The organism is Kitasatospora sp. MAA4 (assembly GCF_029893355.1).
Taxonomy (GTDB): Bacteria; Actinomycetota; Actinomycetes; order Streptomycetales; family Streptomycetaceae; genus Kitasatospora.
Window position 1 is genome coordinate 20,681 of sequence record NZ_JARZAI010000017.1, and the last position, 23,760, is coordinate 44,440.

Below are 23,760 nucleotides of genomic sequence, written 5' to 3' on the forward strand. Positions count from 1 at the left end.
CGACGGCGCCGAGCCGACGGCAAGTGGACGTTTATCACCGCTCGCTAGCTTCTGCCCATGCGGGGAACGATGCAGGGCACACGACTCGCCGGTCGCTACCACCTGGTGGAGCGGCTGGCGGGCGGGCCGATGGGCGAACTGTGGGCGGCGCAGGACGCGGTACTGGGGAGGGACGTCGCCGTCCGGATCCTGAAGCCGACGCTGCCGGCCGACCCGGACTTCGCCGCCCGCTTCCACGCCGAGGCCCGGCTGCTGGCCCGGCTCAGACACCCGGGCGTCGTCCAGATCCACGACTTCGGGCACAGCTCGACGCAGGACGGCACGCCGGTCGCGTACCTGGTGATGGACCTGATCCGGGGCGAGGCGCTCAGCGCGCTGCTCGACCGCCGCGGCCCGCTGGAGCCCGCCCAGGCGCTGCGGCTGATGTCCCAGGTGCTCACCGTGCTGGGGACCGCGCACAGCGCGGGCGTCGTGCACCGGGACCTCAAGCCGTCGAACCTGCTGCTCTGCGAGGGCACCGTCGTGCTCACCGGCTTCGGCATCGCCCCGCTCGGACACGACGACACCGCCAGCGGGGCGGACGACCTCTACGCGCTGGGCGTCGTACTCCACGAGTGCCTGACCGGCCGCCTGCCGGTCCGCTCCACGCTCGGCGCCGAACTCCCGGGGCCGGTGCGCGCGCTGGTCGCGACCGCACTGGCGGAGGACCCCGCGCGGCGCTGGCCGGACGCGGCGACGATGGCCGCCGCCTGCGAACTCACGCTCGCCGCGGTCCTCGCGCAGGACCCGGCCGAACCCGCTCCAGCCCGACCGGTGTCCTCGCGCGGCGCCGCGCGGCATCGCCGGGTGCCCCGCCTGTTGCGCGGCCGCGGGCGACTGCTGCTGGCGGTGGGCCTGGCGCTCCGGTCGCTCTCCTGACCGACCCCGCAGCGCATGGACGGACGGAGCGTGCCCGAGGGCACACTCCGTCCGTGGGTCCCGGCGGCCTACATCGGGTCGTGGCCGCCCTCGCTGTCCATGTCGTGCGCGGCCTGCTCGACCGGGTCCACGGCGGACTCCCGGGACCTGCCGGTCATGTCGCCCATGGCGTCGGAGGCCCTGTGGCCGGTGTCGGACATCGCGTCGGAGGCCCTGTCCTTGTGGCCGCCGAGCGCCGTCTTGGCCTGCTCCACGGCCTCGTCGGCCTTCTCCCTGAACTTGTCGAAGATGCCCATATCTCCTCCTGCGGGGTTCGTCGGGCGATGGGCTGTGACCAACATGTCACTGCTCGCTCGCACCCGCACCTCGGAGACGGCCGCGCAGCGGATCAGCCGGTGACGCTGGCGGCGCCGCTCTCCAGGTGGCCCGAGAAGCGCTGCGACCAGGTGCTGTCCAGGTCGACGGTGATCGTGAAGTCGTACCAGCCGTTGTTGTAGGCGACCGCGTTGAAGTAGTCGCTGACGTTGCCGCCGGCCGGCACCACGTACGTCCAGGGCCCGTCGGTGCGGTAGTTGTTGGAGGCGATGGTGAAGGTGGCGGGCGTCGTCCCGCTGTTGGCGAGCTTGAAGTAGATCGCCAGCTGCCCGCTGCCCGGCTCGACCGCGTACGAGGCGGTGGCGGCGACGTTCTTGCCCGCCTTGGTCGCGTCGCCCTTGAAGCGGCGCAGGAAGCGGTTCGGGCCGGTCACGCTCAGGTCGTACGCGCCGCTGCCGTAGCCGGTACCGCAGTTGAAGAAGTCGCTGGTGGCGGTGCCCGCGTCCACCGTGTACTGCCAGGGGCCGCCGCTGCGGTAGGCGTTGGCGTACGCGGCGAAGTGCGCCGACTTCACCGCCGCGGTGCCCTGGTTGGCCATCGCCAGCCAGACCTTCATCACGCCGCCCGAGCCGAACTCCAGGTGGTCCAGGTTGGCGTTCGGCTGGTACGGCAGCGCGCGGGCCGGACGGGTGCCGGACTCCTGGACGGGCAGCGCGTTGTTCACCGGCGCCGGGTTGGGCAGCGGGCCGCAGGCGGCCAGGCCGATGGTGGCCGAGGTGTCCGGCAGCGCCGGAAGGTTGTAGACCGGGTTGGCGAAGTCGAAGACCGAGGTGAGGTCACCGCAGACCTTGCGGCGCCAGGCGCTGATGTTCGGGCAGGTGGCCGGCTTGCCGATGGCCGCCGTCCAGGTCTCCAGGAAGCGCAGCACCGAAGTGTGGTCGAAGGTCTCGGAGTTGACCCAGCCGCCGCGGCTCCACGGCGAGACGGCGATCATCGGGACGCGGAAGCCGAGGCCGATCGGGGTGCCGTTGTAGGTCTCGCCCGCGGTGCCCGCCGGGGCGACCGGCGGCGGGACGTGGTCGAAGAAGCCGTCGTTCTCGTCGTAGTTGAGGAAGAGGATCGAGGAGTTGTAGACGTTCGGGTCGGCGTTCAGCGCGTCGATCACCATGTGCACGAAGTGCGCGCCGTCCTCGGGGGTGGCGTACGGGTGCTCCGACGAGCCCTGGTCCGCGACCACCCAGGAGACCTGCGGGAGCGTGCCGCCCAGGACGTCCGCCTTGATCGCGGCGGCGATGTCGTTCGGCGTGTTGCCGGTACTGGGCACCGATCCCATGCCCTGGGTGGCGAGCGCGCTGCCGGCCGGGGCGTTCTCGAACTGGGAGAAGTAGGCGAGCGCGTTGTCGCCGAAGTTGTCGGCGGCGTTCTGGTACACCTTCCAGCTCACGCCCGCGCTCTCGAGCGCCTCGGCGTACGTCTGCCAGCGCAGGCCGGACTCGTCGCCGCCGTCGTAGGCCGGGCCGCCCGCGGTGCCCGCCGGGTCGATCCAACCGCTCCAGTGGTAGGTGCGGTTGGGGCCGGTCGCGCTCAGGATCGAGCAGTGGTAGGCGTCGCAGACGGTGAAGTTGTCGGCGAGGGCGTAGTGGAACGGGATGTCGGCGCGGCCCAGGTAGCCAAGCGCGCGGACGTTGCCCTTGGCCGAGACCCAGGAGTCCATCTTGCCGTTGTTCCACGCCGCGTGCTGGTCGCTCCACGCGTGGGACAGGTCGCCGTTGCACTGCGCGAGCCGCTCGGGGTCGGCGCCACCGGCCGGGCTCGTCGCGCTGAACGCCCACGGGTACTGGCGGCCCGAGCCGTTGGGCTGGTTGAAGACGCTGTAGCCGCCCGCGATCTGGATCGCGCTGCGGTCGGCGAAGCCGCGGACGCCCTGGAGCATGCCGAAGTAGTGGTCGAAGCTGCGGTTCTCCTGCATCAGGATCACCACGTGCTGGGCGTCGGTGATGGTGCCGGTGTTGGTGAGCGTGGTGGTGGCGGGGGCCGCGGTGGCGCCGACCGTCCCGGCCACCGCCGCACCGGCCGCGGCACTCGCCGACAACGCCATGAACTTCCTGCGGCTCAACTCTGACATCCGGCTCGCCAACCCCTCGGTCTCGCCGCGTCCCGGCGGCATACCGGCCCGCGGCACACACAGGTTGTGTGTACAACACGAGCCGCGCGCCATCCTGGCGGACGGCATGCTCATGCGGAAGGACCCGGGAGGGAGATTGGCGGACTGTTCGCCCAACCGTCAGCGGACGGCGGGCGGATGGACGGAAGCTGTCCGAGATGCGGAGGCCGTCACCCCTGGACGTCGCACCGGGCGAAAACGGGATGCGCTCAACTCGCCTCCCTGCCACGCTGCGGCGATGAATCGTGAACAGATCTCCCGGATCGCCCATGCCGAACACCCGATCAAGGCCCCATTGGACGACGACTCGGTGCGCCGACTGCTCGACCGCGCCCTCCCGCGCGGCGATGAGCGGGTGCTCGATCTCGGGTGCGGGGGTGGGGAGTGGCTGCTGCGGGCGCTGGACAGCCGTCCGCGGGTGCATGCCGAGGGAGTCGACGTCTCGGAGGACGCCCTCGCGCAGGCGCGCGAGGGGGCGGAGCGGCTGGGGCTTCAGGACCGGCTGGTCCTGCACCAGCGGGAGGCTGCCGAATTCAGCTCGCCGCAGCCGTTCGACCTGGTGCTCAGCGTCGCGGCCACGCACGCCTTCGGCGGGCTGCTCCCCACCCTCGCCGCAGCGCGCAAGCACCTCGCGCCCGGCGGGCGCGTGCTGATCGGCGACGGCTTCTGGGAGCGCGAACCCTCCCCCGCGGCCGTCGAGATGCTCGGGGACTTCGCCGACCTCGCCACCACCGTGGACCGGGTCGTCGCCGAGGGTTGGATCCCCGTCGACGGACACGTCAGCACGCGCCAGGAGCTGGACGCCTACGAGTGGGCCTGCTGGGGCACGTTGGCGTCCTGGGCGCTGGACCACCCCGCCGACCCGGACAGTGCCCAGGTACGGGAGACGGCCCACACCCGGTACTCCGAATGGCTGCACGCGTACCGGGAGAGCTGGGGTTTCGTCACGCTGGTGCTGCGCCGGACGTCCTGACCGAGCGGCGCAGCGCGGTGTGAGCCAGCGGGCCCCGGCTGGGCTTGCCGCGGGCTCAGTCCGACAGGTCCCACAGCAGGCGGTAGTACCTGATCCGGTCCGGGTCGGCCTCGATCCCGTAGGCGTCGAGCAACGGCTCCTCCCACCCGGGGCCGTAGTTCCACCGCGTGCTCCAGGTGGCGATGGCGAGGTCGGCCCAGCGGTCGGCGACGCCGAGCGCGCCGAGGTCGACGTGGCCACTGCACGAACCGTCGTCGGTGATCAGGGTGTTGGGGGCGCAGGCGTCGCCGTGGCAGACGACGAGGCGGTCGACCGGCGGGAGTTCGGCGACCAGGTCGAGTGCGCGTTCGACGGTACCGACGTACCGGATGTCCTCGTGCCACTGGGCCGGATCAATCCGGCCCGCCGCCGCGCGCGACCGCACCGCCTCCAGGCGTCGCCCGGCCGACCAGTCGAACGGGCAGTGGGCGACGGGGAGTTGCTCGTGCAGCGCGCGCAGGCCGGCGCCGATCGCGCGTACGGCCGTGGCAGGGTCGCGCTTCCAGTGGTCGTCCACCGCCATCCGTCCGGGCAGGCCGGCCGTGACGATCCACGACCCCGTCGCGTCCGCGCCCTCGGCCAGCACGCGCGGCACCACGGTGAACTCCGCCGCCCAGCGCAGGCGCACGACCTCGGCCGAGAGGTCGATACCGCTGCCGACCGGCGTCCACTTCACGAACTGCCGTGCATTCCCACGGCCGAGCTGGAAAGTCAGACCACCGACGCCGTTCTCCCACACGGCCCGCAACGGCCGTCCCGCTGCCAACTCGGTGACGACCTCCGGCACTTCGACCGGTCCCTCAGGTGTGGCAGCTGTCATTCGGTCATTCTCGCCGCGCCTGGCGGTGGTCGGCCAGCCCTTATCGGGTTGCGGCAGAAGTCGACCCCGCCGACGTCTGCGTCGGCAGCAGCGACGGAGCGGCTACCTGCCTCGGTAGACGTCGCGACGGTTTCCGGCGGCCATGACCCACACGATCAGTCGGCCGTCCTCGATCGTGTACACGACTCGGTAGTCGCCGACCCTGAGTCGCCAACGCGAGCTGTGCCCCTGAAGAGCCTTGATATCGAAGGCCGTTGTATCGCCCTCGTCCAACCCCTTCTGGAGTTCGGCAAGGCGATGGAGGATCCGCAGAGCGTCAGGGCGTGGGATCTTGAGCATGTCCCGTTGGGCGTGCGGGGTAAACCGCGTCACGTAGCCCATGGAGATCAGGCGTGGTGGGCGCGCAGCATGGCGGCCATCTCTTCGAGCGAGACTGAACCCTCGGTCCCCTCGGAGTCCGCCTCGTCGGCCAACTGGTTCAGCCAGGACTCCTCGGCCTGTTCCGCAAGCCGACTCAGCCGCCGGTACTCAAGGATGTCGATCACTACGGCCTCCTGCTTGCCGCGCCGAGTGATGATGGTCGGAGTTTCATCGCGACGGGCCCGGTCGAGAACGTCGGCCAAGTGGCTGCGAACCTCGGCCATGGATTCGATCACTGGCTCACTCATGCAACAAATGTAGCAGATGTACATCTGAACGGGGCACCCGGATCCTCGTCTCACCGGCGCTGGCAGCACGTCCTCCTGGCCGTAGCGTCTGCGGTACGCGCCGTCCCGTGGCGGGTCAGGGCTACGCCGGTGAGGACGACGGCCATGCCCGCCAGGACGCGCAGGCCGATGCGTTCGTGCAGGACAGCGGCTCCCAGCGCCACCGAGACCACCGGGAGCAGGTAACCGACGGTGGCGGCGGCGGTCGGGCCCTCGTCGGCGATGAGACGGGAGTTGAGGTGGAAGGTGATGCCCGTGCAGAAGACGCCCAGGACGGCGGCGGCGATCAGCGCGGTGAGGGTGGGTCCAGCCGACGGGGGGTGGCCGGCGGGCAGGGCGAGTGTGGTCAGGCCCGTCGCGGCGAGGAGTTGGGCTGCCGAGAGGGCGAGCGGGCCGGCGCCCCGGCCGAGCAGGTGGCGGGCCATGTAGGCGAAGGCGACGGCGTAGCTGAGGGCCGCGCCCAGCAGGGCCGCCGCGCCCCGGCCGGTCAGGCCGGAGTGCTGCCAGGGGGCGAAGATCAGCAGCGTGCCGGCGAAGCCGAGCAGCAGGCCGGCCACCCGGCGCGGCCGGAGTCCGCGCTCGGTGCGCAGCGCGAGGCCGATGGCCAGCGACCACAGCGGCGTGGTGGCGTTGACGACGCCGGCCACCCCGGAGTCGACGCTCTGCTCGCCGATGCCCGACAGCAGGAACGGCAGGACGTTGCAGAAGAGGGCGGCCACCACGAGGTGCCCCCACGTGCTGCGGTCCCACGGCAGGCGCTGGCCGCCGATGCGGGCCAGGGTCAGCAGGACGGCCGCGCCGAGGGCGCAGCGGATCACGGTGAGGTCGAGCGGGGACAGGCCGCCGCTCAGCGCGATCTTGATCCACAGGAAGCCGGACCCCCAGAGCAGGGCGAGGACGCCCATCCGTGCGAGGGTTCCGGCCTGGCCGCTGGGCACTGTTGATCTCCCGTCGAGTGGTCTCCGGGGCAACACTGCGCCGATGGATAACGTAAGACAAGCGAAAAGATCTGCACCCAGCATTAAGCTGGCCTACATGCTTGATGTGCGTCGTATGCAGCTGCTGCGGGCGGTGGTCACCAGCGGGTCGGTCACCGCGGCGGCACGGAATCTCGGGTACACGCCGTCCGCCGTCAGCCAGCAGATGGCGGCGCTGGAGAAGGAGGCCGGCATCGCGCTGCTGGAGCGCACCGGGCGGGGCGTGCGGCCGACGGAGGCGGGCACGCTGCTCACCGAGTACGCGGCCGTCATCGGCAGGCAGCTGGCCGAGGCGGAGACGGCGCTGGCCGACCTGCGGGCCGGGCGGACCGGGCGGCTCGCCGTACAGTACTTCGGCACGGCGGGGGCCGCCCTGATGGCTCCCGCCGTGGCCGAACTGCGCCGCCAACACCCGGGCGTGCAGGTTGAGTTGAAGGTGGCCGAGGCCGAGGAGGCAGTCCCGGAGGTGCGCAGCGGCCGGGCCGACCTGGCCCTCGTGGTGCGGACCCGGGAGCGGCCACCCGTCGACGGCATCCGCTTCGTCCACCTGCTCGACGACGGGTACCGCGCCGTACTGCCGCGCGGGCACCGGCTCGCCGCCAAGCGGGTACTCGACCTCGCCGAGCTCGCCGACGAGCCGTGGGTCGGCAGCGAGCGCTCGGGGCCCTGCCTGGACGCCGTGCTCGACGCCTGCGGCGCGGCCGGCTTCAGTCCCGACGTCGTGGTGGAGGGCGAGGACTACGCCACCGCGCAGGGCTTCGTCGCGGCCGGGCTCGGCGTCAGCCTGGTGCCGGGGCTGGGCCTCGGCGGCCGGCATCCCGGCGTGGTCGTCCGCAGGGTCCGCAACCCGGAGCCGGTCCGGGCGATCTACGCCGCCGTGCGGGAGTCCGCGGCAGCCCCGCCCGCGCTGGACGGCCTGCTCGACGCGCTGCGCAGCGCGGCCGCCGAGGGCACGGTCAGCGCGTCGACGTGAGCGTGCGCAGCGCCGCCAGGTCGGGCTTGCCCGCCTCGGTGATCGGTATCCGGGGCAGCAGCAGGACCGAACGGGGTTCGCTGTGCGGGCCGTTGAGCTCCCGGACCCAGCGGCGCAGCTGCTCGGCGGTGACCGCGACGCCCGGGACGGTGGTGACGGCGGCGTGCACGCTCTCCTGCCGGTCGCGGTCGACGGTGGAGAACATCACGGCCTCGCGCACCGCCGGGTGGGTCAGCAGCGGCCCCTCGACGTCGCGCGGGAACACGTTGCGGGCGTTGACGATGGCCATCGCGCCCCGGCGGCCCTCCACGATGAGGTAGCCCGCCGCGTCGAGGCGGCCGAGGTCACCGGTGCGCAGCCAACCGTCGTGCAGGACCTGCGCGGTGAGCTCCGGGTTGCGCCAGTAACCCGACATCATGGTCGGGGTCCGCACCCAGATCTCCCCCGTCCGGCCGGGGCCGAGGTCCCGGCCGCGGTCGTCCAGGATGCGGACCCCACTGTCGGGGAACGGGCGTCCGGCCGTGGTCAGCAGGCGCGGATCGAGGTGCTCCTGCGGGTGGAGGCGGGTGACCGGGCCGGCCTCGGTGAGGCTGTACGTCTGGTGGAGTACCGGCCCCAGGCGGCGGGTGGCCTCGGCGAGGCGCTCGGGCGAGGGCAGGCAGCCGGTGTAGCTGACGCGCCGCAGGCTGCCGGTGTCGGTGCGGTCGAGATCCGGGTGGTCCAGCACCTGGTGGAGCAGGTGCGGCGGCAGGTAGACCCGGGTGACCCGGTCCCGTTCGACAGCCGCCAGGACGGCCGCCGCGTCGAAGCCCTCCTGGAGGACGACGGTGCCGCCGGCGGCGAGCGCCAGGTCGGCCGTCGTCCCGCCGCCGTGGCAGAGCGCCGTGCAGAGCAGGAAGGTGCCCGCGTCCTCCAGTGGGGGCCTGGTCGGGCGGGCGAAGTAGCGCTGAATGCCCTTGGGCCGCCCGGTCGAGCCGCCGGTGAACCGGATGGCCATCACGTCCTCGGGCCGGAAGCGCGGCGCCACCGGACGCGGGGAGTGCGGCGCCGCGAGCCGCAGCAGGTCCTCGCCCAGGCCGGTCGGGCCGAGGGCCAGCAACAGGGCCTCCGGCATCCCTGCGGCGATGCGCGCCGCCGCCGGACCGAACCGCTGCGGATCGAAGACGAACGCGGTGGTCCGCGCGTCCAGCGCCGTCGCCAGCTGGTCGGCCACCGGCCGGTCGGCGTAGAGCATCGCGATCCGGCAGCCGATCAGGTTGGCGGCGAGCCGGACCACCACGGTCTCCGGCCGGTTCCCGGCCAGGACGGTCACCCCGTCGCCCCTGCCGAGCCCGGTCTCCAGCAGCGCACGGGCGGTGCGATGGACGTCCTCGAGTACCTGACGCGCAGTCAGGTCGGCTCCCTCGCACCGGATCGCGACCCGCCCGGGGTTGTTCGCCAACCCCGCCAGGACGAGCCCGGTGAGGGTCGCCGACGCGTTCGCCGTCTCGTACCGACTGCCCAGTGCCTCCGTCACACCCGCATCTCTTCCCCGACCAGGGCCCTTTCAGGCGTCCTTCACCTGGACGCCCAGCGCCTGCGCGAACTGCGGTGCCAGCTCCAGCAGCTGGAGCGAGGAGATGACCGCGCCGCGCAGCCCCTCGTGGCCGTCGGGCAGGCCGAGCCGGGTGGCGCCGCGCAGGTCCACCTTCTTCAGGGTGGCACCGCCGAACCGCACCTCCTCCAGCGAACTGCCGGGAAACGAGACGTCGGTGAGCTTCGCGCCGCCGAAGTCGACGTCCCGCAGCTGGCAGTCCTCGAAGACCACGTCGCGCAGCACGGCGGACCGCAGGTTGACCGCCTCCAGCTTGCACTGACGGATCGTCAGCCGCCGCAGCTGGGAGCCGTACGCGGAGATCCCGGCCAGTAGTCCGGCCTGCACGGTGGCGTCCTGCCACTCGGTCTCGGCGAGGTCGGTGGCCACCCAGCGGCAGGCGTCCACCCAGACCTCGTTGAAGCGCGCCTTGCGCAGCCGCGCCTCGGTGAGCGAGACGCCGGTGAACGCGCACTCCATGAAGGTCGCCCCGCCGGCCTCGACGCCCTCGTAGGCCACGCCCTCGAAGTGCGCGGTGTCGTAGCGGGCGTCGCGGCGCAGCGGGCCGGCGTGCGGCTGGAGCAGGTGGGCGTACGGCAGGTCGGCGAGCTGCTGGGCCATAACAGAGGACCTCGATCGTGGTGCAGGATGCGGGCGCGGGTGCGGTCCCGCGATCGTCGCACGCGGGACCGACAGGTCAGCCCTGCGCCGCCACCGGCCCCCGGCTGTGCAGCCAGACCCCGACGGCCACCACGGCGGCGCCGACCAGCCCGGTGGCCAGCACCCCCGCCGCCCCCGCCGCCGTGCAGGCCAGCACCGCCAGCGAGGCGACCGGCAGCACCCACTGGGCGGCGCCGGTCTTGGTGTGCCGGGAGTGCAGCGCCCAGACGGTGAACAGGTAGAGCGCCGCCGGCACGGTCACCGCGGCCGTCGCGGCGGCCTGCGAGATGTGCGCGGCGCCGACCGCGTACTCGACGGCGACCTCCAGCCCCGCGCCGATCGCCGCCGCCGATCCGAAGATCAGATAGTGGCCGTAACCCCAGAGGAAGGCCTGCCGATTGGAGCGCAGGTGCGCGTGCACCGGGCGGGCGAAGTAGATCCACCACGCGGAGAAGCAGAGCAGCAGGCCGCCCACCGCGATCGGCACCAGCCTGCCCAGCGCCTCGTGCTCGTCGATCGCCGACTGGGTGGCGATGGTGGCCGCCGAGACGGTCTCGCCGAGCACGATCAGGGTGAACAGGCCGTAGCGCTCCGAGATGTGCGCCGGATGCCAGCTGGTCTGCACCCTGCGCTCGGCCAGCGCGGGCACCGACAACTCGACCAGCACGCCCACCGGGACGACGTAGGGGGCCACCGAGGACGGCAGCAGCAGCATCAGCACCCAGCCGACCTGCACCAGGGTGATCCCGGCCGCGTAGCGCCGGGCCATCGAGCGGGCGGCGCCGCTCTCGCCCTGCGCGGCCCGCAGCCACTGGGTCACCATGGCCAGGCGCATCACCACGTAGCCGGTCACCGCCAGCGCGTTGCTGCCGTCCGTGAAGAGCCGCGGGATGCCCGCCGCCAGGATCAGCACGCCGGTGATCTGCACCAGCGTGGTGACCCGGTAGGGGACGTCGTCGCAGTCGTACGCCGAGGCGAACCAGGTGAAGTTCATCCAGGCCCACCAGACTGCGAAGAACGCGAAGAGGTAGCCGACCAGCGCCACCCGCAGGTGCCCCTCGCCGAGCGCCGTCGCCAGCTGCCGGCCGGCCTGGCCGACCGCGACCACGAAGCAGAGGTCGAAGAAGAGTTCCAGCGGGGTGGACGCGCGGTGCGCCTCGTCCCGGCTGCGGCGCACCATGCGGCGCACCACCGGGTCCCGCGGCGCGAGCGCGGCGGGGGTGGGTCCTGCGGTCATCGGGGGCTCTCTCGGGACGTCGGACGAGCGGCTCCCGGCGATCGTGGCACCCCGGACCGGCGGGCGCACGCACCGCGACGGCACGGCTGCGCCGAACGACGGCACGACCTCGCCGAACGGGCGAGCCCGTCAAGGAGAGTTGACGGCGCAGTGCGCGAACCGGGTGACAGCTCGCCCGCCACCGGGCGCGCCCCGCGCCGGGGTGCGCGAACGTCCCGACCACCCCGCTACATTCCTCGTCAGTGGAACGGCACGAAGGGCGTCCTGCGGGCAACGCGGAAGGTCAAGGCCGACGCGGCACGGACGGGGGCGACGCCTCCGTCCCGCTGCCGCACCGGCCTCGTGATCACCGCGCTGCCCGGCAGCGCTTCAGCCTGCCCGCTTACCGACGCGACGGGGGCTCACTTCTGCCACCCCACCGCGGTGTAGTCGGTGTCCGCGAGCCCGGTCGCGCCGTAGTTGGCCAGGCCCTTGCGGAACGCGGCGACGGTCGGGCGCTGGTAGAGCTCGATGGTGTGGCCCAGCGCCCAGATTTCGGCGTCCGCCTGGTTGTAGAGCTTCGCCGCGGCGGCCGGGTCCAGGGTGGCGGCGGCCTGCTTGAGCAGACCGTCGATCTCCGGGGTGCTCAGCTTGGAGTAGTTGGAGAAGACGTTGTCGCCGACCGGCTCCTGGTAGGACGGGATGATCGCCGAGGGCGGGAACGAGCCGGTGTTGCGCCAGGTCGCCAGGTCGAACTTGCCGACGTTGACGTACTTCTCGAAGAAGTCGTTCTCCGGTACCCGGTCCACGTCGAGCTTGACGCCGGCCTGGAGCAGCATGTTCTGGGTGGCGGTGGCCATGTCGGCGGTGGCCTGCGAGGAGCCCTGGGAGAGGACGAAGTGCAGCTCCAGTGACTGGCCGTCCTTGGTGCGCGGCTTTCCGGCCCCCGCGTCCTGCCAACCCGCGTCGGTCAGCAGCTTCTTGGCCGCGTCCAGGTCGAACTTGCCCCACTCGCCGGAGTTGTCCTGGTAGCCGGCCTGGTTGGTCATCAGGATGTGGTTGCCGAGCTTCGGGAAAGTCACCGGGACACCCTGGTTCAGCACCTTGATCAGGGCATCGCGGTCGACCGCCTTGTCGATCGCCTGGCGCACGTGCAGGTCGGCGAGCGGCCCGTTGGAGCCGAGCGAGATGTGCACCTCGTCCCACGGGCTGGCCGAGCGGATCACCCCGTTGGCGTCCGCCTTGAGCTGGCTGTAGGCGTCCGCGTTGCCGGCGCCGGCCTCGTCGATCTCGTTGTTCAGAAAGGCCTGGGTGATCGCCGAGGTGGACAGCACCCGGTAGGTGAACTTGTCCAACTTGGGCTTGGTCCCCCACCAGTTGGGGTCCGGCACGACGGTGATGGTCTGCGCGGCCTTGTCCTGGGTGCCGAGCTTGAAGGCGCCGCCGGTGATCGGGATGTTCCCGATCCAGCCCTTGTTGAACGCGTCCGGGGTGGATATGCCGGCGGCCGGGAGCAGCGGGTAGAACAGGTTCTGCCAGTCGGCGAAGGGCTTGCTGAAGGTGATCTTGACCTGGGTCGGGTCGGCGCCCTGCGAGACGTCGCTGATCTGGTCGTAGCCGGTGGTGGAGGAGACGTTGAAGGCCGGGTTGGTGCCGTTGGCGGCCTGCCACTCGGCCTTGAAGTCCAGGTAGCTCAGCGCCTTGCCGTCCGACCACTTGGCCTTGGGGTTGAGCGTGTAGAGCACCACCTGCGGGGAGGTGGAGACCACCTTGGCGGAGACCAGGAAGTCCGGCACGGCCTGGAAGGTGCCGGTGGCGTCCACCCGGAAGAGCTCGGGCTCGACCATCTTCATGATCTCGACCGAGTCGCCGTAGGTGCCGTCCACCTGGATCGGGTTCCACTGGTCGATCCACTGCTGGAGCGGTAGGCGCAGTTCACCGCCGTCCTTGATCTGGGACAGCGGCTGCGGGTTGATGTCGGTGCTGTTCAGGCTCGGCTGGGCGCTCTTGGACGCGTCGGCCGTCGCCCCCGAACCGCTGGAGCTGCAGCCGGCGACCACCAGCACCAGGGCGGTGGCGGCGACGGCCATCGTGGAACGGCTGAGTCGGCGGCGAGGGGCGGTGACGGCCATGGAGGGTTCCCCCAAGATTTCGAAGACAGATTCGATCGCCAGGTGTGGCGACGCTTGAGCGTGGGCAGCCAAGTCGGTGTCCAGCCAGCAGAAGGTAACAGCGGATCAGTTCGCCCACCAGGGGTTGGTGTTCACGCCTGATCGAATTGAAACAGGCGGAAACACGGCGGACACACCCCGTCCGCAGAGCGCTGAAAGACTCTGACCTGCCGCTTCGCAGCACCCTGCGAAGCGGCTCCCTGCACGGGTCTTGACCGGCCCCCGCACCGGCCACAGAATCCCTGCTGCACGAACCTGCTTCGAACACCCCACGAACGAAGGCAAACCGCCATGTTGATCAGGTCCCGCCGGTTCTGGCGCCGCTGATGCTCCGCTACCTGGCGAAGCGTCTCGCCTACTACCTGCTGCTCCTGGTCGTCTCGATCTTCCTCGCCTACGCGCTCTCCAGCGCCTCGCTCAACCCGCGGGCCTACTTCGAGGCCAAGCAGCCGCGCCCCTCGGCCGCCGCCGTGGACCGCCAGCTCACCGACCTCGGCATCAACGACCGCACGCCGATCGTCGAGCGCTTCGGCCACTGGTCGAGCGACCTGGTGCTGCACGGCGACCTCGGCCAGAGCATCCACGACACCCCGATCAACGCCGAGTTCGGCCGCCGGATCTGGGTCTCACTGCGGCTGATGCTGGTCGGCAGCCTGCTCGGAATGCTGCTCGGCGTGGCCGCCGGTGCCTGGGGCGCGGTGCGCCAGTACCGGATCTCCGACCGGGCGTTGACGATCTTCTCGTTCGTGGTGCTGTCCACGCCGGTCTTCCTGATGGCGCTCTTCCTGAAGAACGGCGCCATCGCGCTCAACCAGGCCTCCGGACACCAACTGATCAACTTCACCGGCTACGAGACCCCCGGACTGACCGGCGGCTTCGTCGCCCACCTGTCCGACTGGTCCGTCCACCTGCTGCTGCCGACCCTGTCACTGGCGCTCGGTGGTCTGGCCACCTACAGCCGCTACCAGCGCGGCACGATGCTCGACGTGCTCGGCTCGGACTACCTGCGCACCGCCGAGGCCAAGGGCCTGACCCGGCGCCGGGCGCTGGTCAAACACGGCCTGCGCACCGCCGTCATCCCGATGTCCACCCTCTTCGCCTACAGCTTCCTGGGCATCCTGACCGGCGCCACCTTCACCGAGACGATCTTCGGCTGGCACGGCATGGGCGAGTGGTTCATCAACGCGATCAACGAGAACGACACCAACGCGGTGGTCGCGGTCAACCTGTTCGCAGCCGTCGTCGTTCTGGCCTCCGGCTTCGTCGCGGACGCGCTGCACGCCGCCCTGGACCCCCGGGTCCGGCACTGATGACGGGAGCTGGACCCACCGTGACCACGGCGGACGCAGTGATCGAGAACGCCACGCCGACCGCCGCCGACGCGGCGCCGGCCGGACGCGGCAAGCTGGTGCTCGGCCGGCTGCTGGCCGCGCGGGGAGCCGTGGCGGGCACGGTGATCGTGCTGCTGCTCTTCCTGCTGGCCTTCGTCGGACCGTACCTGACGCACTGGCGCTACACCGACATCGACTACGCCGCCCTGCGCCAACCTCCCTCCGCCACCCACTGGTTCGGCACCGGCGGACTCGGCCAGGACGTCTACGCGCAGACCCTGCGCGGCCTGCAGAAGTCGCTGATCATCGGCCTGCTGGTCGCTCTGCTCTCCACCGTGGTGGCCGGCCTGGTCGGCGCCTGCGCCGGGTACTTCGGCGGCTGGACGGACCGGCTGCTGATCTTCTTCGTGGACCTGATGCTGGTCTTCCCGAGCTTCCTGGTGATCACCATCATCTCGCCCCGGCTGAAGAACACCGGCTGGATCGCCTTCGTGGTGCTGCTCGCCGCCTTCAACTGGATGATCACCGCACGCGTCGTGCGCTCGATGACCATCTCGCTCAAGGAGCGCGAGTTCGTGCGCGCCGCGCAGTTCATGGGGGTGCGGCCACTGCGGATCATCCTGCGGCACATCCTGCCGAACGCCGCCTCGTACCTGATCGTGGACGCCACCATCGCGGTCGGCTCGGCCGTGATGAGCGAGACCGCGCTCTCCTACTTCGGCTTCGGCGTCAAGGCGCCGGACGTCTCGCTCGGCACGCTGATCGCCGACGGGACGGACGCCGCGCCCACCTATCCCTGGATGTTCTACTTCGCGGCCGGACTGCTGGTGCTCTTCGTGCTGGCCGTCAACCTGATCGGCGACGGCCTGCGCGACGCGCTCGACCCGACCGCCGAGTCCGGCCGGGCGCCGTCCCGCCGCGCCGCCCGCCTCAGCCGCTCCACTCGCACCCCCAAGGGCTCCCGATGACCTCCCCCGCAGCGCTGTTGACCGTCCGCGACCTGCGGGTCGAGTTCGCCGGAGCCCGAGGCCGGGCCGCCACCTCCGCCGTGCGCGGCGTCGACCTCACGGTCCGCCGGGGCGAGACGCTCGGCATCGTCGGCGAGTCGGGATCCGGCAAGTCGGTCACCGCGCTGGCCGTCCTCGGCCTGCTGCCGGGCACCGCGGGGATCAGCGGCTCGGTCGAGCTGGACGGCCGCGAACTGGTCGGGCTGCCCGGCCGCGAGCTGGCCCGGATCCGCGGCAGCCGGATCGCGATGGTCTTCCAGGACCCGCTCTCCGCCTTCACCCCGGTCTATCGGATCGGCGAGCAGATCACCGAGGCGGTACTCGTCCACCAGAAGGTCGACAAGGCAACCGCCCGCCGCCGGGCGGCCGAACTCCTGGACCTGGTAGGCATTCCGGACCCCCAGCGGGCGCTCGACAGCTTCCCGCACGAGTTCTCCGGCGGCATGCGGCAGCGCGCGATGATCGCCATGGCGGTGGCCAACGAACCGGACATCCTGCTCGCGGACGAGCCCACCACCGCGCTGGACGTCACCATCCAGGCGCAGGTGCTGGACGTGCTGCGGACCGCCCAGCGCGAGACCGGCGCCGCGCTGGTGCTGGTCAGCCACGACCTCGGGGTGATCGCCCAGATGGCCGACCGGGTCGCGGTGATGTACGCCGGGCGGGTGGTGGAGACGGCCGGCGTGGACGAGCTGTTCGCCGCGCCCCGGCACCCGTACACGCTCGGACTGATCGGCGCTGTACCGCGGTTGGACACCCGGGGTGGCCCGCTGGTGCCGATCCCCGGCAACCCGCCGCCGCCGTCCAAGCTGCCCGGCGGCTGCCCGTTCGCGCCGCGGTGCCCGCTGGCCGAGGACCGCTGCCGCACGAGCGAGCCCGAACTCCTGGGCGAGGACGGTCACTTGGCCGCCTGCGTGCGGAGCGAGGAGCTGGCCGAGCGACGGCCCGCACCGTCCGAGGTCTACCCCGTCCCCGAGGTGCCGCCGAGCGTCCTGCCGCCGGACCGGGCGGACCGCGAGCCGGTGCTGCGGGTCTCCGGCCTGACCAGGACCTTCCCCGTACTCAAGGGCGCCGTCTTCAAGCGCAAGGTCGGCGAGGTGTACGCCGTCGACGGCGTCGAGCTGGACATCCGGCGCGGTGAAACCCTGGGCCTGGTAGGGGAGTCGGGCTCCGGCAAGTCGACCACGCTGTTCGAGGTGCTGGGCCTGGCCAAGCCCGAGGCGGGCCGGATCGAGCTGCTCGGCCAGGACACCGCCGGCCTCGACCGGGCCGCCGCGCACCGGCTGCGCGCCCAGTTGCAGATCGTCTTCCAGGACCCGATGGCCAGCCTCGACCCGCGGATGCCGATCGGCGACGTGATCGCCGAACCGCTGCGCGCGCAGGCCGCGCCGAAGCCCGAGATCGACCTGCGGATCCCCCAACTCCTGCGCCTGGTAGGCCTGGACCCCGCACACGCCAGCCGCTACCCGCACGAGTTCTCCGGCGGCCAGCGCCAACGCATATCCATCGCCCGGGCGTTGGCGGTGGAGCCGCAACTCCTGGTACTGGACGAGCCGGTGTCCGCGCTGGACGTCTCGATCCAGGCCGGGGTGCTGAACCTGCTGCAACGTCTCAAGGCCGAACTCGGCCTGGCCTACCTGTTCGTGTCGCACGACCTGTCGGTGATCCGGCACCTCGCCGACCGGGTCAGCGTGATGTACCTCGGGCGCACGGTCGAGCAGGGCTCGGTGGAGGCGGTCTTCAACACGCCGCGCCACCCGTACACCCAGGCCCTGCTCTCCGCCGTCCCGCTGCCCGACCCGGTCGCCGAACGGGCGCGCGAGCGCGTCCTGTTGGCCGGCGACCCGCCGAGCCCGACCGAGCGCCGGGCCGGCTGCCGGTTCCGCAGCCGCTGCGCGGTCTACGCGGCGCTCGCCCCCGAGCTGCGCACCCGCTGCGAGCAGGACTCCCCCGTCCTGCTCGACGCGGCGCCGGACGCCGACCACGCGGCCGCCTGCCACTACCCGACGGTTCAGAGGTACCCGGCGCGCAGGGCGTAGGCGACGGCGTGGGCGCGGTTGCGCAGGTGGAGCCGGCTGGTCAGACCGTGCAGCACGTTCTTCACGGTCCGCTCGGAGAAGAACAGCCGGCTGGCGATCTCGGCGGTCTCCAGACCGTCCGCGATCAGCCGCAGCACGTCCACCTCCCGGTCGCCCAGCGCCGTCCGCGCGGCGCCGCCGCCGGGGGCGCCGTCCCGCGACATCGCGGCGACCTCGCCGAGCAGGCGGCCCAGCAGGTCGGCGGGCACCTCGCCGCGCCCCTTGGCAGCGGCCAGCACGCCGTTGGCGAGCTGGGAACTGCTTGCCTGGTGCCGCCACAGGATCGTGCCGACCCCGCAGCCGACCACGTCGAGCAGCCGGTTCTCACCGATCTGCCCGACCACCAGGACGACTCGCCCGGAGGTCTGCCGGGACAGCCCGCGCAGCATCGTCAGCACGGTTTCGTCGACCGTGTCGGCGACCACCACGCCCACCGTCGCGGACTCGGTCGAGCCCCCCGCCACCAGGGAGATTCCCGGGTGGTCGCGCAGCTGCTGCGCCGCGCCGGCCCGTGAGATCGGATCGGCCGCGTGCACGGCGACGGTCACCGTGTCGGTCATCGTGGCGGTCGCCGTGTCGTGTGTGAGTGTCTGCTGCATGAACGCCCCCTCCGTGCGAGGTTCTCGTCAGTCCGTGACGTCGCCGGCGGCGACTACGCGCCGTGGGTGGGGACGGTGGATCCGGGCCACGGGCTGGTCCGCTGGCACGCGTCGTGCTTGTCGCCCGGAATGCAGACCGGCCAGCCCCAGCTGGTGTTCGCCGTCACGGAGGTGCCGTGGCCGGTCGGAGCGGCCTGCAGCTCCCCTGCCGCCTGCGCCCCCAGGAACGCCAGAACTCCGATACCCAGAACTGCGAGGGCGCGAGCTGTCTTCATGCGTGAATCCCCAGGTGTCACTCGCGCGCCGGCCTGTCGACCAGGCGCGTCGGGATCTCTTCCCAGCTAGAGGGTGCCAGGGGCCGTGCACGGAGAACCAGAGCGTTCGGGGATCATAAAGGTGACGCACCACAGGGGAGGGATGGATGAACCAGCCCAAATCGGGCATCGCCGACCGCGCCGGCCCGCCTCCGCAACTGGACCCACAGGCCCAGTCGCTCTACAGCTGGGTCGTGCGCAGCGGACACATGGAACGCGCGTACGTCGGCACGGCCGCCGCCGAGCTCGGCCTGGACCCGGCCCGCTGCCAGGACGCCCTGGACACGCTGGCCGCCCTGCACCTGCTGCGACCGGACGAGGAGCACCCGGACCGGCTGGTCCCGGTCAGCCCGGAGGCCGCCACCGCCCAGCTGCTCGGAGCCGAGGAGGCGGAGCTGCGCGCCGCCGAGGCCGCGATCCGCGACCGGCAGGCCCGGCTCGACACGCTCAAGGCGGACCTGTCCGCACTGAGCCCGCTCTACCTGGACGGCCGCGACCGTACCGCCGGCGCCTTCCAGCTACTGGAGGACATGCACATGGTCCGGGCGGCGCTGAGCGACGCCGTGGCCAACTGCACCCTCGAGGTGCTCGCCATCCAGCCCGGCGGCGGCCACCCGGAGGCGGCGCTCTACGAGTCGCTCGCCCGCGACACCGCGATGCTCAACCGCGGAGTGCGGCTGCGCAGCATCTACCAGCACCTCACCCGTTTCCACCAGCCCACTCGTTCGTATGCGGATGTCATCCTCGCCGCCGGCGCGGAGATCCGCACCCGTGCCGAGGTCCCCAGTCAGATGATCATCGTCGACCGGCTGACCGCCTTCGTCCCGGCCCGGCTGGAGACCGGCGGGGCCTTGGTGATCCGCGAGCCCTCCATGGTCGCCTTCCTGATCAAGCTCTTCGACAACGAGTGGGGGCAGGCCGTGCCGTTCGCCACCGGCCCGGCCGCCGCCCGCACCGTCTCCGAAGCGGTCAAGCACACCATCGCGACGCTCCTCGCGGACGGCGTCAAGGACGACGTGATCGCCCGCAGGCTCGGGATGTCCACCCGAACCTGCCGGCGCCACATCGCCGAGCTGCTCGAACAGCTCGGCGCCCAGAGCCGCTTCCAGGCCGGCGCACTCGCCGAACGCCTGGGTCTGACCACTCCGGACTGCCCACTCGACACCACCGAACCCGACGACGGCGACGAGACGCCGACCCCCGCACAGCCACCCCGAGGGCAGGCGACAGTCGACTGCGGTTGACGCTAGCCCAGTCCGTGGCCGGGACCTACGGGTCCCGGCCACACTGGTTCACACCTGCGCGCGCGGACGCCCGGACGGGCAGAAACCCTGCCCGTCCGGCCCCGAAAAGGGCACCCACCGTGGCACCCCGGGCACGATTCGGCGGATCCCTCATCTGCGTGTAATGTTCTCCGGGTCAGCAGGCGCCGCTAGCTCAGTTGGTTAGAGCAGCTGACTCTTAATCAGCGGGTCCGGGGTTCGAGTCCCTGGCGGCGCACAGCGGATTCAGGGCCTTCTCGCTTCGGCGGGGAGGCCCTGAGTCGTTCCCGGGCGGCGCAGCGCGCGCCCCGTTGCGCAGCGGCCGGTGGTACGTCAGGTTGGTCCTTGACACCGCGTTTACCGGTGCCAGTGACCAGAGTTGACTACGCATCAGAATCGAGGCCAGGCCATGGCTGTGAAGATCCTGCTCGTCACCGGGGACGCGGCGGAGTCGCTGGAGGTGCTCTACCCCTACCAGCGGTTGCGCGAGGAGGGCTACCAGGTCGACATCGCGGCGCCGGCGAAGAAGAAGCTCCAGTTCGTGGTCCACGACTTCGAGGAGGGCTTCGACACCTACACCGAGAAGCCCGGCTACACCTGGCCGGCCGACCTGGCCTTCGCGGACGTCGACCCCAGCGCGTACGCGGCGCTGGTCATCCCCGGCGGCCGGGCCCCCGAGTACCTGCGCAACAACGCCGAACTGCAGCGCATCGTCCAGCACTTCTTCGCCGCCGAGAAGCCGGTCGCACAGATCTGCCACGGCCCGCAGATCACCGCCGCGGCCGGCGTGCTGACCGGACGCCGGACCGCCGCGTACCCCGCGCTGGAGCCGGACGTCACCGCGGCCGGCGCCACCTACCAGGACGGCGAAGCGGTCGTGGACGGCGTCCTGGTCTCCGCCCGGGCCTGGCCGGACCACTCCGCCTGGCTGCGCGCCTTCCTCGAGATCCTGCGTACCAAGGCCCCGGTCGCCTGATCCGGCCCCCGTCTGCCCGATTCCGGGCAGGCGGGCCACCCGCCCGGGGCGGCCGGACCCCGCGCGGCTAGCCTGACGGTCCATGACGCTCACCAGCGCACTGTGGTCCTTCGCCCTCGTCGTGGGGCTCCTCACACTCACCCCCGGCCTGGACACCGCACTCATCCTGCGCACCGCCGCGCTCGGCCGGCGCCGCCGGGCCTGGGGCGTCGTCCTGGGCATCCAGACCGGCACCCTGTTGTGGGGTTCGCTCACCTCGCTCGGGGTCACGGCCCTGCTCACCGCCTCCCATCTCGCGTACGACGCCCTGCGGTTGGGCGGCGCCTGCTACCTGCTGTGGATGGGCGGCCGGATGCTCTGGCAGAGCCGGCACCGCTCCCCGACCGAGAGCACCCCCGAGGACGACGTCCCTGCCGCCGAGCCGCCCGCTGCCGACTCCTGGACGGCCGGCTGGCGCCAGGGCACCGTGACCAACCTCCTCAACCCCAAGGTCGGCGTCTTCTACGTCGCCGTCCTGCCGCAGTTCATCCCGGCCGGCGCACCGCACTTCGCTACCGGCGTCCTGCTGACCAGCGAGCACGTCGCACTCGGCCTGCTCTGGTCGACCGTGCTGATCGCCTTCGCCCAGGCCCTGCGGGTACGGCTCCAGCGCCCCTCCGCGCGCAGGCTGCTGGACCGGGTCACCGGCGTCGCGATCGTCGGCTTCGGCCTGCGCCTGGCGGGCGGCTCCTGAACGGATTCGGCGTTCGGCCGCTGATCAGGTAATGTTCTCCGCGTTGAACAGGCGCCGCTAGCTCAGTTGGTTAGAGCAGCTGACTCTTAATCAGCGGGTCCGGGGTTCGAGTCCCTGGCGGCGCACAACAGACTCAGGGCCTCCTCGCCATAGCGAGGAGGCCCTGAGTCGTTCCGGCCTCCACCTCTCCGTAACGGGTTGATCACACCGCCCACACCTCGACGACGGCGCTGCCAGGCTGCACGCACCACCCGAGCCCCTCTCCCGCCGGAGCAGCCGTGACGAAGCCCCCGAAGCCGCGCAAGCCCAGCTACCAGCCGCAGTGGGCGGCCCCGATCGGCCCGCCGCCCCCACCACTGCCCCGGCCCCCCAGCGGACCACCGCCCCGCCGGCCCCCGCCACCAGAAAGCCGACCCCCGCCCCCACCACCCACCCCGCCACCGGCGACACGGCCCCGACCACCGCCCCCGCACCCCCCGCCGGCGTGATCATGGCGCCCAGCGGCAACTACTACCGCGCCGGCGAGTTCTGCCCCGAAGCCGACGCCGGACTCTCCACCATCGACGCCCAGCACCGCACCATCACCTGCAAACTGATCAGCGGCCGCGACCACTGGGACTACTGAGCCCCCGGAGCTGCGGAGAAGCCCGCGGCCGCTTGAGGTACCGTCGCGCAGGACTTCGCGAGAGACGCGAGGGACGGGAGTGGCACGATGCCCAGGCAGACAGAGCCGACACGGGGCGGCGGCGGCCGGGCCGGGCGGCTGGTCCGCCGGGTGTGGTGTCCGCAGCGGTGGTGGCATGCGTGGGTCGTGGACCTGGTGCTGGTCGTCACGGCGGGGCTCGACGCGCTGCTGAACTTCCCGCCGCCGCGTGACTGGCACTTCGCCGTCTCGCTGGTGGCGGCGCTCGTGCTGGTGCTGCGGCGGCGGTTTCCGCTCACCGTCCTGCTCGCCACCATGCCCGGGCTCTACGCGGGGAACGCGCTGATCGCCGCGATGATCGCGGCCTACACGGTGGCCGGGACGAGGCGTCCGGCTTGGCAGAAGGGGCTGGTCGCGCTCGCGGTGGCAACCGGCAGCTTCCTGCCCTGGCCGATCACCGACTTCGGGCACGAGTCGGCGAGCGACATCGTCCAGCACCTCATCTACGGGACGATGCTGGGCACCGGGCCGGTGGTGCTCGGCCTGCTCGCGCAGACCCGGATGGACCTCTCGGAGCGGGTCGCCGAGCTGGCGGTGCTGCGCGACCACGAGCGCGCCCTGTACGCCAAGACGGTGATCGCCGAGGAGCGCGCCCGGATCGCGCGTGAGATGCACGACGTGGTCTCGCACCAGGCGGGGCTGATCGCCGTGCAGGCCGGGGCGCTCCAGGTGACGACCCGGGATCCGCAGGTCAAGGAGGTCGCGGGGACGCTGCGCAAGCTGGCGGTGGCGACGCTGGAGGAGTTGCGCAGCATGATCCTGGTGCTGCGGGCCGCCGGCGCCGGTCCCACCGAGCTGGTCCCGCAGCCCAGGCTGTCGGACCTGCCCCGGCTGGTGGCCGCGGCGGAGGTGGACGCCGTGCTGCGGATCGAGGGCGACACCGGGCGCCCGCTGCCCGAGCCCGTCGAGCGCACCGCGTACCGGACGGTGCAGGAGGCGCTGACCAACGTCCGCAAGCACGCGCCGGGCGCGCGGACCGACGTGCTGGTGGAGATCGGCGCCGACTTCCTGCGAGTCAGCGTGTGCAACGCCGCCCCGGACCTGCGGGCCGAGCGCCCCGAGCTGCCGGGCGGGCGGCACGGCCTGGTGGGGCTGCGGGAGCGGGCCGCCCTGCTGAAGGGGACGATCAGCGCCGAGCCGGAGGCGGACGGCGGCTTCGCGGTGCGCCTGCGGCTGCCGCTGGACCGGCAGCTACCAGGGCCCTCCGACCTCGGCTAGAGCGGCCGCAGCCCGAGACACCAACCCGACCAA

At 71.9% G+C, this 23,760-nt stretch carries 23 protein-coding genes and 2 tRNA genes; 13 read left to right on the top strand and 12 right to left on the bottom strand.

The features are described from left to right. Nucleotides 1-69: 69 nt before the first annotated feature. The gene (locus tag P3T37_RS22595) at nucleotides 70-918 is read left to right on the top strand and encodes a serine/threonine-protein kinase (protein ID WP_280725608.1); all 849 of its coding nucleotides are present in this window, start codon (nucleotides 70-72) and stop codon (nucleotides 916-918) included. Nucleotides 919-986: 68 nt separating this feature from the next. Here the strand turns inward: P3T37_RS22595 and P3T37_RS22600 are convergent, their stop codons facing one another. Further along, on the bottom strand, nucleotides 987-1,214 hold the full coding sequence (locus P3T37_RS22600; protein WP_280725609.1) for a hypothetical protein: 228 nt from the start codon (nucleotides 1,212-1,214) through the stop codon (nucleotides 987-989). Nucleotides 1,215-1,306: 92 nt separating this feature from the next. Beyond that, on the bottom strand, nucleotides 1,307-3,358 hold the full coding sequence (locus tag P3T37_RS22605; RefSeq protein ID WP_280725610.1) for a phospholipase C, phosphocholine-specific: 2,052 nt from the start codon (nucleotides 3,356-3,358) through the stop codon (nucleotides 1,307-1,309). Nucleotides 3,359-3,635: 277 nt separating this feature from the next. On the opposite strand from P3T37_RS22605, the gene P3T37_RS22610 reads away from it, so the two are divergent. After that, nucleotides 3,636-4,370, top strand: coding sequence for a class I SAM-dependent methyltransferase (locus P3T37_RS22610; protein WP_280725611.1), 735 nt, complete (start codon nucleotides 3,636-3,638; stop codon nucleotides 4,368-4,370). A 55-nt stretch (nucleotides 4,371-4,425) separates the two neighbouring features. Here the strand turns inward: P3T37_RS22610 and P3T37_RS22615 are convergent, their stop codons facing one another. From P3T37_RS22615 to P3T37_RS22630, 4 genes are all read right to left on the bottom strand, one after another. After that, on the bottom strand, nucleotides 4,426-5,229 hold the full coding sequence (locus P3T37_RS22615) for an aminoglycoside 3'-phosphotransferase (RefSeq protein WP_280725613.1): 804 nt from the start codon (nucleotides 5,227-5,229) through the stop codon (nucleotides 4,426-4,428). A 102-nt stretch (nucleotides 5,230-5,331) separates the two neighbouring features. Beyond that, the gene (locus tag P3T37_RS22620) at nucleotides 5,332-5,610 is read right to left on the bottom strand and encodes a type II toxin-antitoxin system RelE/ParE family toxin (RefSeq protein WP_280725614.1); all 279 of its coding nucleotides are present in this window, start codon (nucleotides 5,608-5,610) and stop codon (nucleotides 5,332-5,334) included. A 5-nt stretch (nucleotides 5,611-5,615) separates the two neighbouring features. Further along, a complete protein-coding gene (locus P3T37_RS22625; RefSeq protein WP_280725615.1) occupies nucleotides 5,616-5,897 on the bottom strand; it encodes a type II toxin-antitoxin system Phd/YefM family antitoxin in 282 nt (93 codons plus the stop codon). Between the two features lie 50 nt (nucleotides 5,898-5,947). After that, the gene (locus P3T37_RS22630) at nucleotides 5,948-6,841 is read right to left on the bottom strand and encodes a DMT family transporter (RefSeq protein WP_280725616.1); all 894 of its coding nucleotides are present in this window, start codon (nucleotides 6,839-6,841) and stop codon (nucleotides 5,948-5,950) included. Between the two features lie 130 nt (nucleotides 6,842-6,971). On the opposite strand from P3T37_RS22630, the gene P3T37_RS22635 reads away from it, so the two are divergent. After that, on the top strand, nucleotides 6,972-7,886 hold the full coding sequence (locus P3T37_RS22635) for a LysR family transcriptional regulator (RefSeq protein WP_280725617.1): 915 nt from the start codon (nucleotides 6,972-6,974) through the stop codon (nucleotides 7,884-7,886). Here the strand turns inward: P3T37_RS22635 and P3T37_RS22640 are convergent. From P3T37_RS22640 to P3T37_RS22655, 4 genes are all read right to left on the bottom strand, one after another. Continuing rightward, complete coding sequence (locus P3T37_RS22640; protein ID WP_280725618.1) at nucleotides 7,870-9,402, bottom strand: AMP-binding protein; 1,533 nt, start codon at nucleotides 9,400-9,402, stop codon at nucleotides 7,870-7,872. The genes P3T37_RS22635 and P3T37_RS22640 overlap by 17 nt on opposite strands. Nucleotides 9,403-9,432: 30 nt before the next feature. After that, on the bottom strand, nucleotides 9,433-10,080 hold the full coding sequence (locus P3T37_RS22645; RefSeq protein ID WP_280725619.1) for a pentapeptide repeat-containing protein: 648 nt from the start codon (nucleotides 10,078-10,080) through the stop codon (nucleotides 9,433-9,435). Between the two features lie 76 nt (nucleotides 10,081-10,156). Continuing rightward, nucleotides 10,157-11,356, bottom strand: coding sequence for a low temperature requirement protein A (locus tag P3T37_RS22650; RefSeq protein ID WP_280725620.1), 1,200 nt, complete (start codon nucleotides 11,354-11,356; stop codon nucleotides 10,157-10,159). Nucleotides 11,357-11,757: 401 nt separating this feature from the next. Beyond that, nucleotides 11,758-13,467: an ABC transporter family substrate-binding protein gene (locus P3T37_RS22655; protein ID WP_280725621.1), complete on the bottom strand. Its 1,710-nt coding sequence runs from the start codon at nucleotides 13,465-13,467 to the stop codon at nucleotides 11,758-11,760. Nucleotides 13,468-13,832: 365 nt separating this feature from the next. On the opposite strand from P3T37_RS22655, the gene P3T37_RS22660 reads away from it, so the two are divergent. From P3T37_RS22660 to P3T37_RS22670, 3 genes are all read left to right on the top strand, one after another. Further along, nucleotides 13,833-14,816, top strand: a complete 984-nt coding sequence (locus tag P3T37_RS22660) for an ABC transporter permease (RefSeq protein WP_280725622.1) — start codon at nucleotides 13,833-13,835, stop codon at nucleotides 14,814-14,816. A 98-nt stretch (nucleotides 14,817-14,914) separates the two neighbouring features. Then, nucleotides 14,915-15,805, top strand: coding sequence for an ABC transporter permease (locus tag P3T37_RS22665; protein WP_280725753.1), 891 nt, complete (start codon nucleotides 14,915-14,917; stop codon nucleotides 15,803-15,805). Further along, complete coding sequence (locus P3T37_RS22670) at nucleotides 15,802-17,883, top strand: ABC transporter ATP-binding protein (protein ID WP_280725623.1); 2,082 nt, start codon at nucleotides 15,802-15,804, stop codon at nucleotides 17,881-17,883. The genes P3T37_RS22665 and P3T37_RS22670 overlap by 4 nt, the downstream gene beginning before the upstream one ends. Here P3T37_RS22670 and P3T37_RS22675 read toward each other — a convergent pair. Together P3T37_RS22675 and P3T37_RS22680 are read right to left on the bottom strand one after the other, a co-directional pair. After that, on the bottom strand, nucleotides 17,856-18,521 hold the full coding sequence (locus tag P3T37_RS22675; RefSeq protein ID WP_280725624.1) for a response regulator transcription factor: 666 nt from the start codon (nucleotides 18,519-18,521) through the stop codon (nucleotides 17,856-17,858). The genes P3T37_RS22670 and P3T37_RS22675 overlap by 28 nt on opposite strands. Before the next feature lie 53 nt (nucleotides 18,522-18,574). Then, nucleotides 18,575-18,796: a hypothetical protein gene (locus tag P3T37_RS22680; RefSeq protein ID WP_280725625.1), complete on the bottom strand. Its 222-nt coding sequence runs from the start codon at nucleotides 18,794-18,796 to the stop codon at nucleotides 18,575-18,577. Between the two features lie 146 nt (nucleotides 18,797-18,942). On the opposite strand from P3T37_RS22680, the gene P3T37_RS22685 reads away from it, so the two are divergent. The 7 genes from P3T37_RS22685 to P3T37_RS22715 all read left to right on the top strand — a co-directional run bounded on the left by P3T37_RS22685 (nucleotide 18,943) and on the right by P3T37_RS22715 (nucleotide 23,727). Continuing rightward, nucleotides 18,943-20,079 (top strand): helix-turn-helix transcriptional regulator, encoded by a 1,137-nt coding sequence (locus tag P3T37_RS22685; protein ID WP_280725626.1) that lies wholly within the window; start codon nucleotides 18,943-18,945, stop codon nucleotides 20,077-20,079. Nucleotides 20,080-20,261: 182 nt separating this feature from the next. After that, nucleotides 20,262-20,335: transfer RNA gene (locus P3T37_RS22690), tRNA-Lys, on the top strand. A 171-nt stretch (nucleotides 20,336-20,506) separates the two neighbouring features. Continuing rightward, nucleotides 20,507-21,073 (top strand): DJ-1/PfpI family protein, encoded by a 567-nt coding sequence (locus P3T37_RS22695; protein WP_280725627.1) that lies wholly within the window; start codon nucleotides 20,507-20,509, stop codon nucleotides 21,071-21,073. A gap of 82 nt (nucleotides 21,074-21,155) precedes the next feature. Then, nucleotides 21,156-21,806: a LysE family translocator gene (locus tag P3T37_RS22700; RefSeq protein ID WP_280725628.1), complete on the top strand. Its 651-nt coding sequence runs from the start codon at nucleotides 21,156-21,158 to the stop codon at nucleotides 21,804-21,806. 51 nt (nucleotides 21,807-21,857) lie between these two features. Continuing rightward, nucleotides 21,858-21,931: transfer RNA gene (locus P3T37_RS22705), tRNA-Lys, on the top strand. 197 nt (nucleotides 21,932-22,128) lie between these two features. Next, entirely contained in the window at nucleotides 22,129-22,431 is a 303-nt protein-coding gene (locus tag P3T37_RS22710; protein ID WP_280725631.1) for a hypothetical protein, read from the top strand. Between the two features lie 87 nt (nucleotides 22,432-22,518). Then, a complete protein-coding gene (locus tag P3T37_RS22715; protein WP_280725632.1) occupies nucleotides 22,519-23,727 on the top strand; it encodes a histidine kinase in 1,209 nt (402 codons plus the stop codon). Nucleotides 23,728-23,760: the final 33 nt, after the last annotated feature.

Bases quoted from the DNA above. Each gene is read 5' to 3' on its own strand.
- P3T37_RS22670 (WP_280725623.1), top strand. From the start codon at position 15,802: ATGACCTCCCCCGCAGCGCTGTTGACCGTCCGCGACCTGCGGGTCGAG.
- P3T37_RS22630 (WP_280725616.1), bottom strand. From the start codon at position 6,841: ATGGGCGTCCTCGCCCTGCTCTGGGGGTCCGGCTTCCTGTGGATCAAG.
- P3T37_RS22635 (WP_280725617.1), top strand. From the start codon at position 6,972: ATGCTTGATGTGCGTCGTATGCAGCTGCTGCGGGCGGTGGTCACCAGC.
- P3T37_RS22620 (WP_280725614.1), bottom strand. From the start codon at position 5,610: ATGGGCTACGTGACGCGGTTTACCCCGCACGCCCAACGGGACATGCTC.
- P3T37_RS22675 (WP_280725624.1), bottom strand. From the start codon at position 18,521: ATGCAGCAGACACTCACACACGACACGGCGACCGCCACGATGACCGAC.
- P3T37_RS22655 (WP_280725621.1), bottom strand. From the start codon at position 13,467: ATGGCCGTCACCGCCCCTCGCCGCCGACTCAGCCGTTCCACGATGGCC.
- P3T37_RS22605 (WP_280725610.1), bottom strand. From the start codon at position 3,358: ATGTCAGAGTTGAGCCGCAGGAAGTTCATGGCGTTGTCGGCGAGTGCC.
- P3T37_RS22700 (WP_280725628.1), top strand. From the start codon at position 21,156: ATGACGCTCACCAGCGCACTGTGGTCCTTCGCCCTCGTCGTGGGGCTC.
- P3T37_RS22595 (WP_280725608.1), top strand. From the start codon at position 70: ATGCAGGGCACACGACTCGCCGGTCGCTACCACCTGGTGGAGCGGCTG.
- P3T37_RS22645 (WP_280725619.1), bottom strand. From the start codon at position 10,080: ATGGCCCAGCAGCTCGCCGACCTGCCGTACGCCCACCTGCTCCAGCCG.
- P3T37_RS22685 (WP_280725626.1), top strand. From the start codon at position 18,943: ATGAACCAGCCCAAATCGGGCATCGCCGACCGCGCCGGCCCGCCTCCG.
- P3T37_RS22695 (WP_280725627.1), top strand. From the start codon at position 20,507: ATGGCTGTGAAGATCCTGCTCGTCACCGGGGACGCGGCGGAGTCGCTG.
- P3T37_RS22650 (WP_280725620.1), bottom strand. From the start codon at position 11,356: ATGACCGCAGGACCCACCCCCGCCGCGCTCGCGCCGCGGGACCCGGTG.
- P3T37_RS22615 (WP_280725613.1), bottom strand. From the start codon at position 5,229: ATGACAGCTGCCACACCTGAGGGACCGGTCGAAGTGCCGGAGGTCGTC.
- P3T37_RS22610 (WP_280725611.1), top strand. From the start codon at position 3,636: ATGAATCGTGAACAGATCTCCCGGATCGCCCATGCCGAACACCCGATC.
- P3T37_RS22625 (WP_280725615.1), bottom strand. From the start codon at position 5,897: ATGAGTGAGCCAGTGATCGAATCCATGGCCGAGGTTCGCAGCCACTTG.
- P3T37_RS22680 (WP_280725625.1), bottom strand. From the start codon at position 18,796: ATGAAGACAGCTCGCGCCCTCGCAGTTCTGGGTATCGGAGTTCTGGCG.
- P3T37_RS22600 (WP_280725609.1), bottom strand. From the start codon at position 1,214: ATGGGCATCTTCGACAAGTTCAGGGAGAAGGCCGACGAGGCCGTGGAG.
- P3T37_RS22660 (WP_280725622.1), top strand. From the start codon at position 13,833: ATGCTCCGCTACCTGGCGAAGCGTCTCGCCTACTACCTGCTGCTCCTG.
- P3T37_RS22715 (WP_280725632.1), top strand. From the start codon at position 22,519: ATGCCCAGGCAGACAGAGCCGACACGGGGCGGCGGCGGCCGGGCCGGG.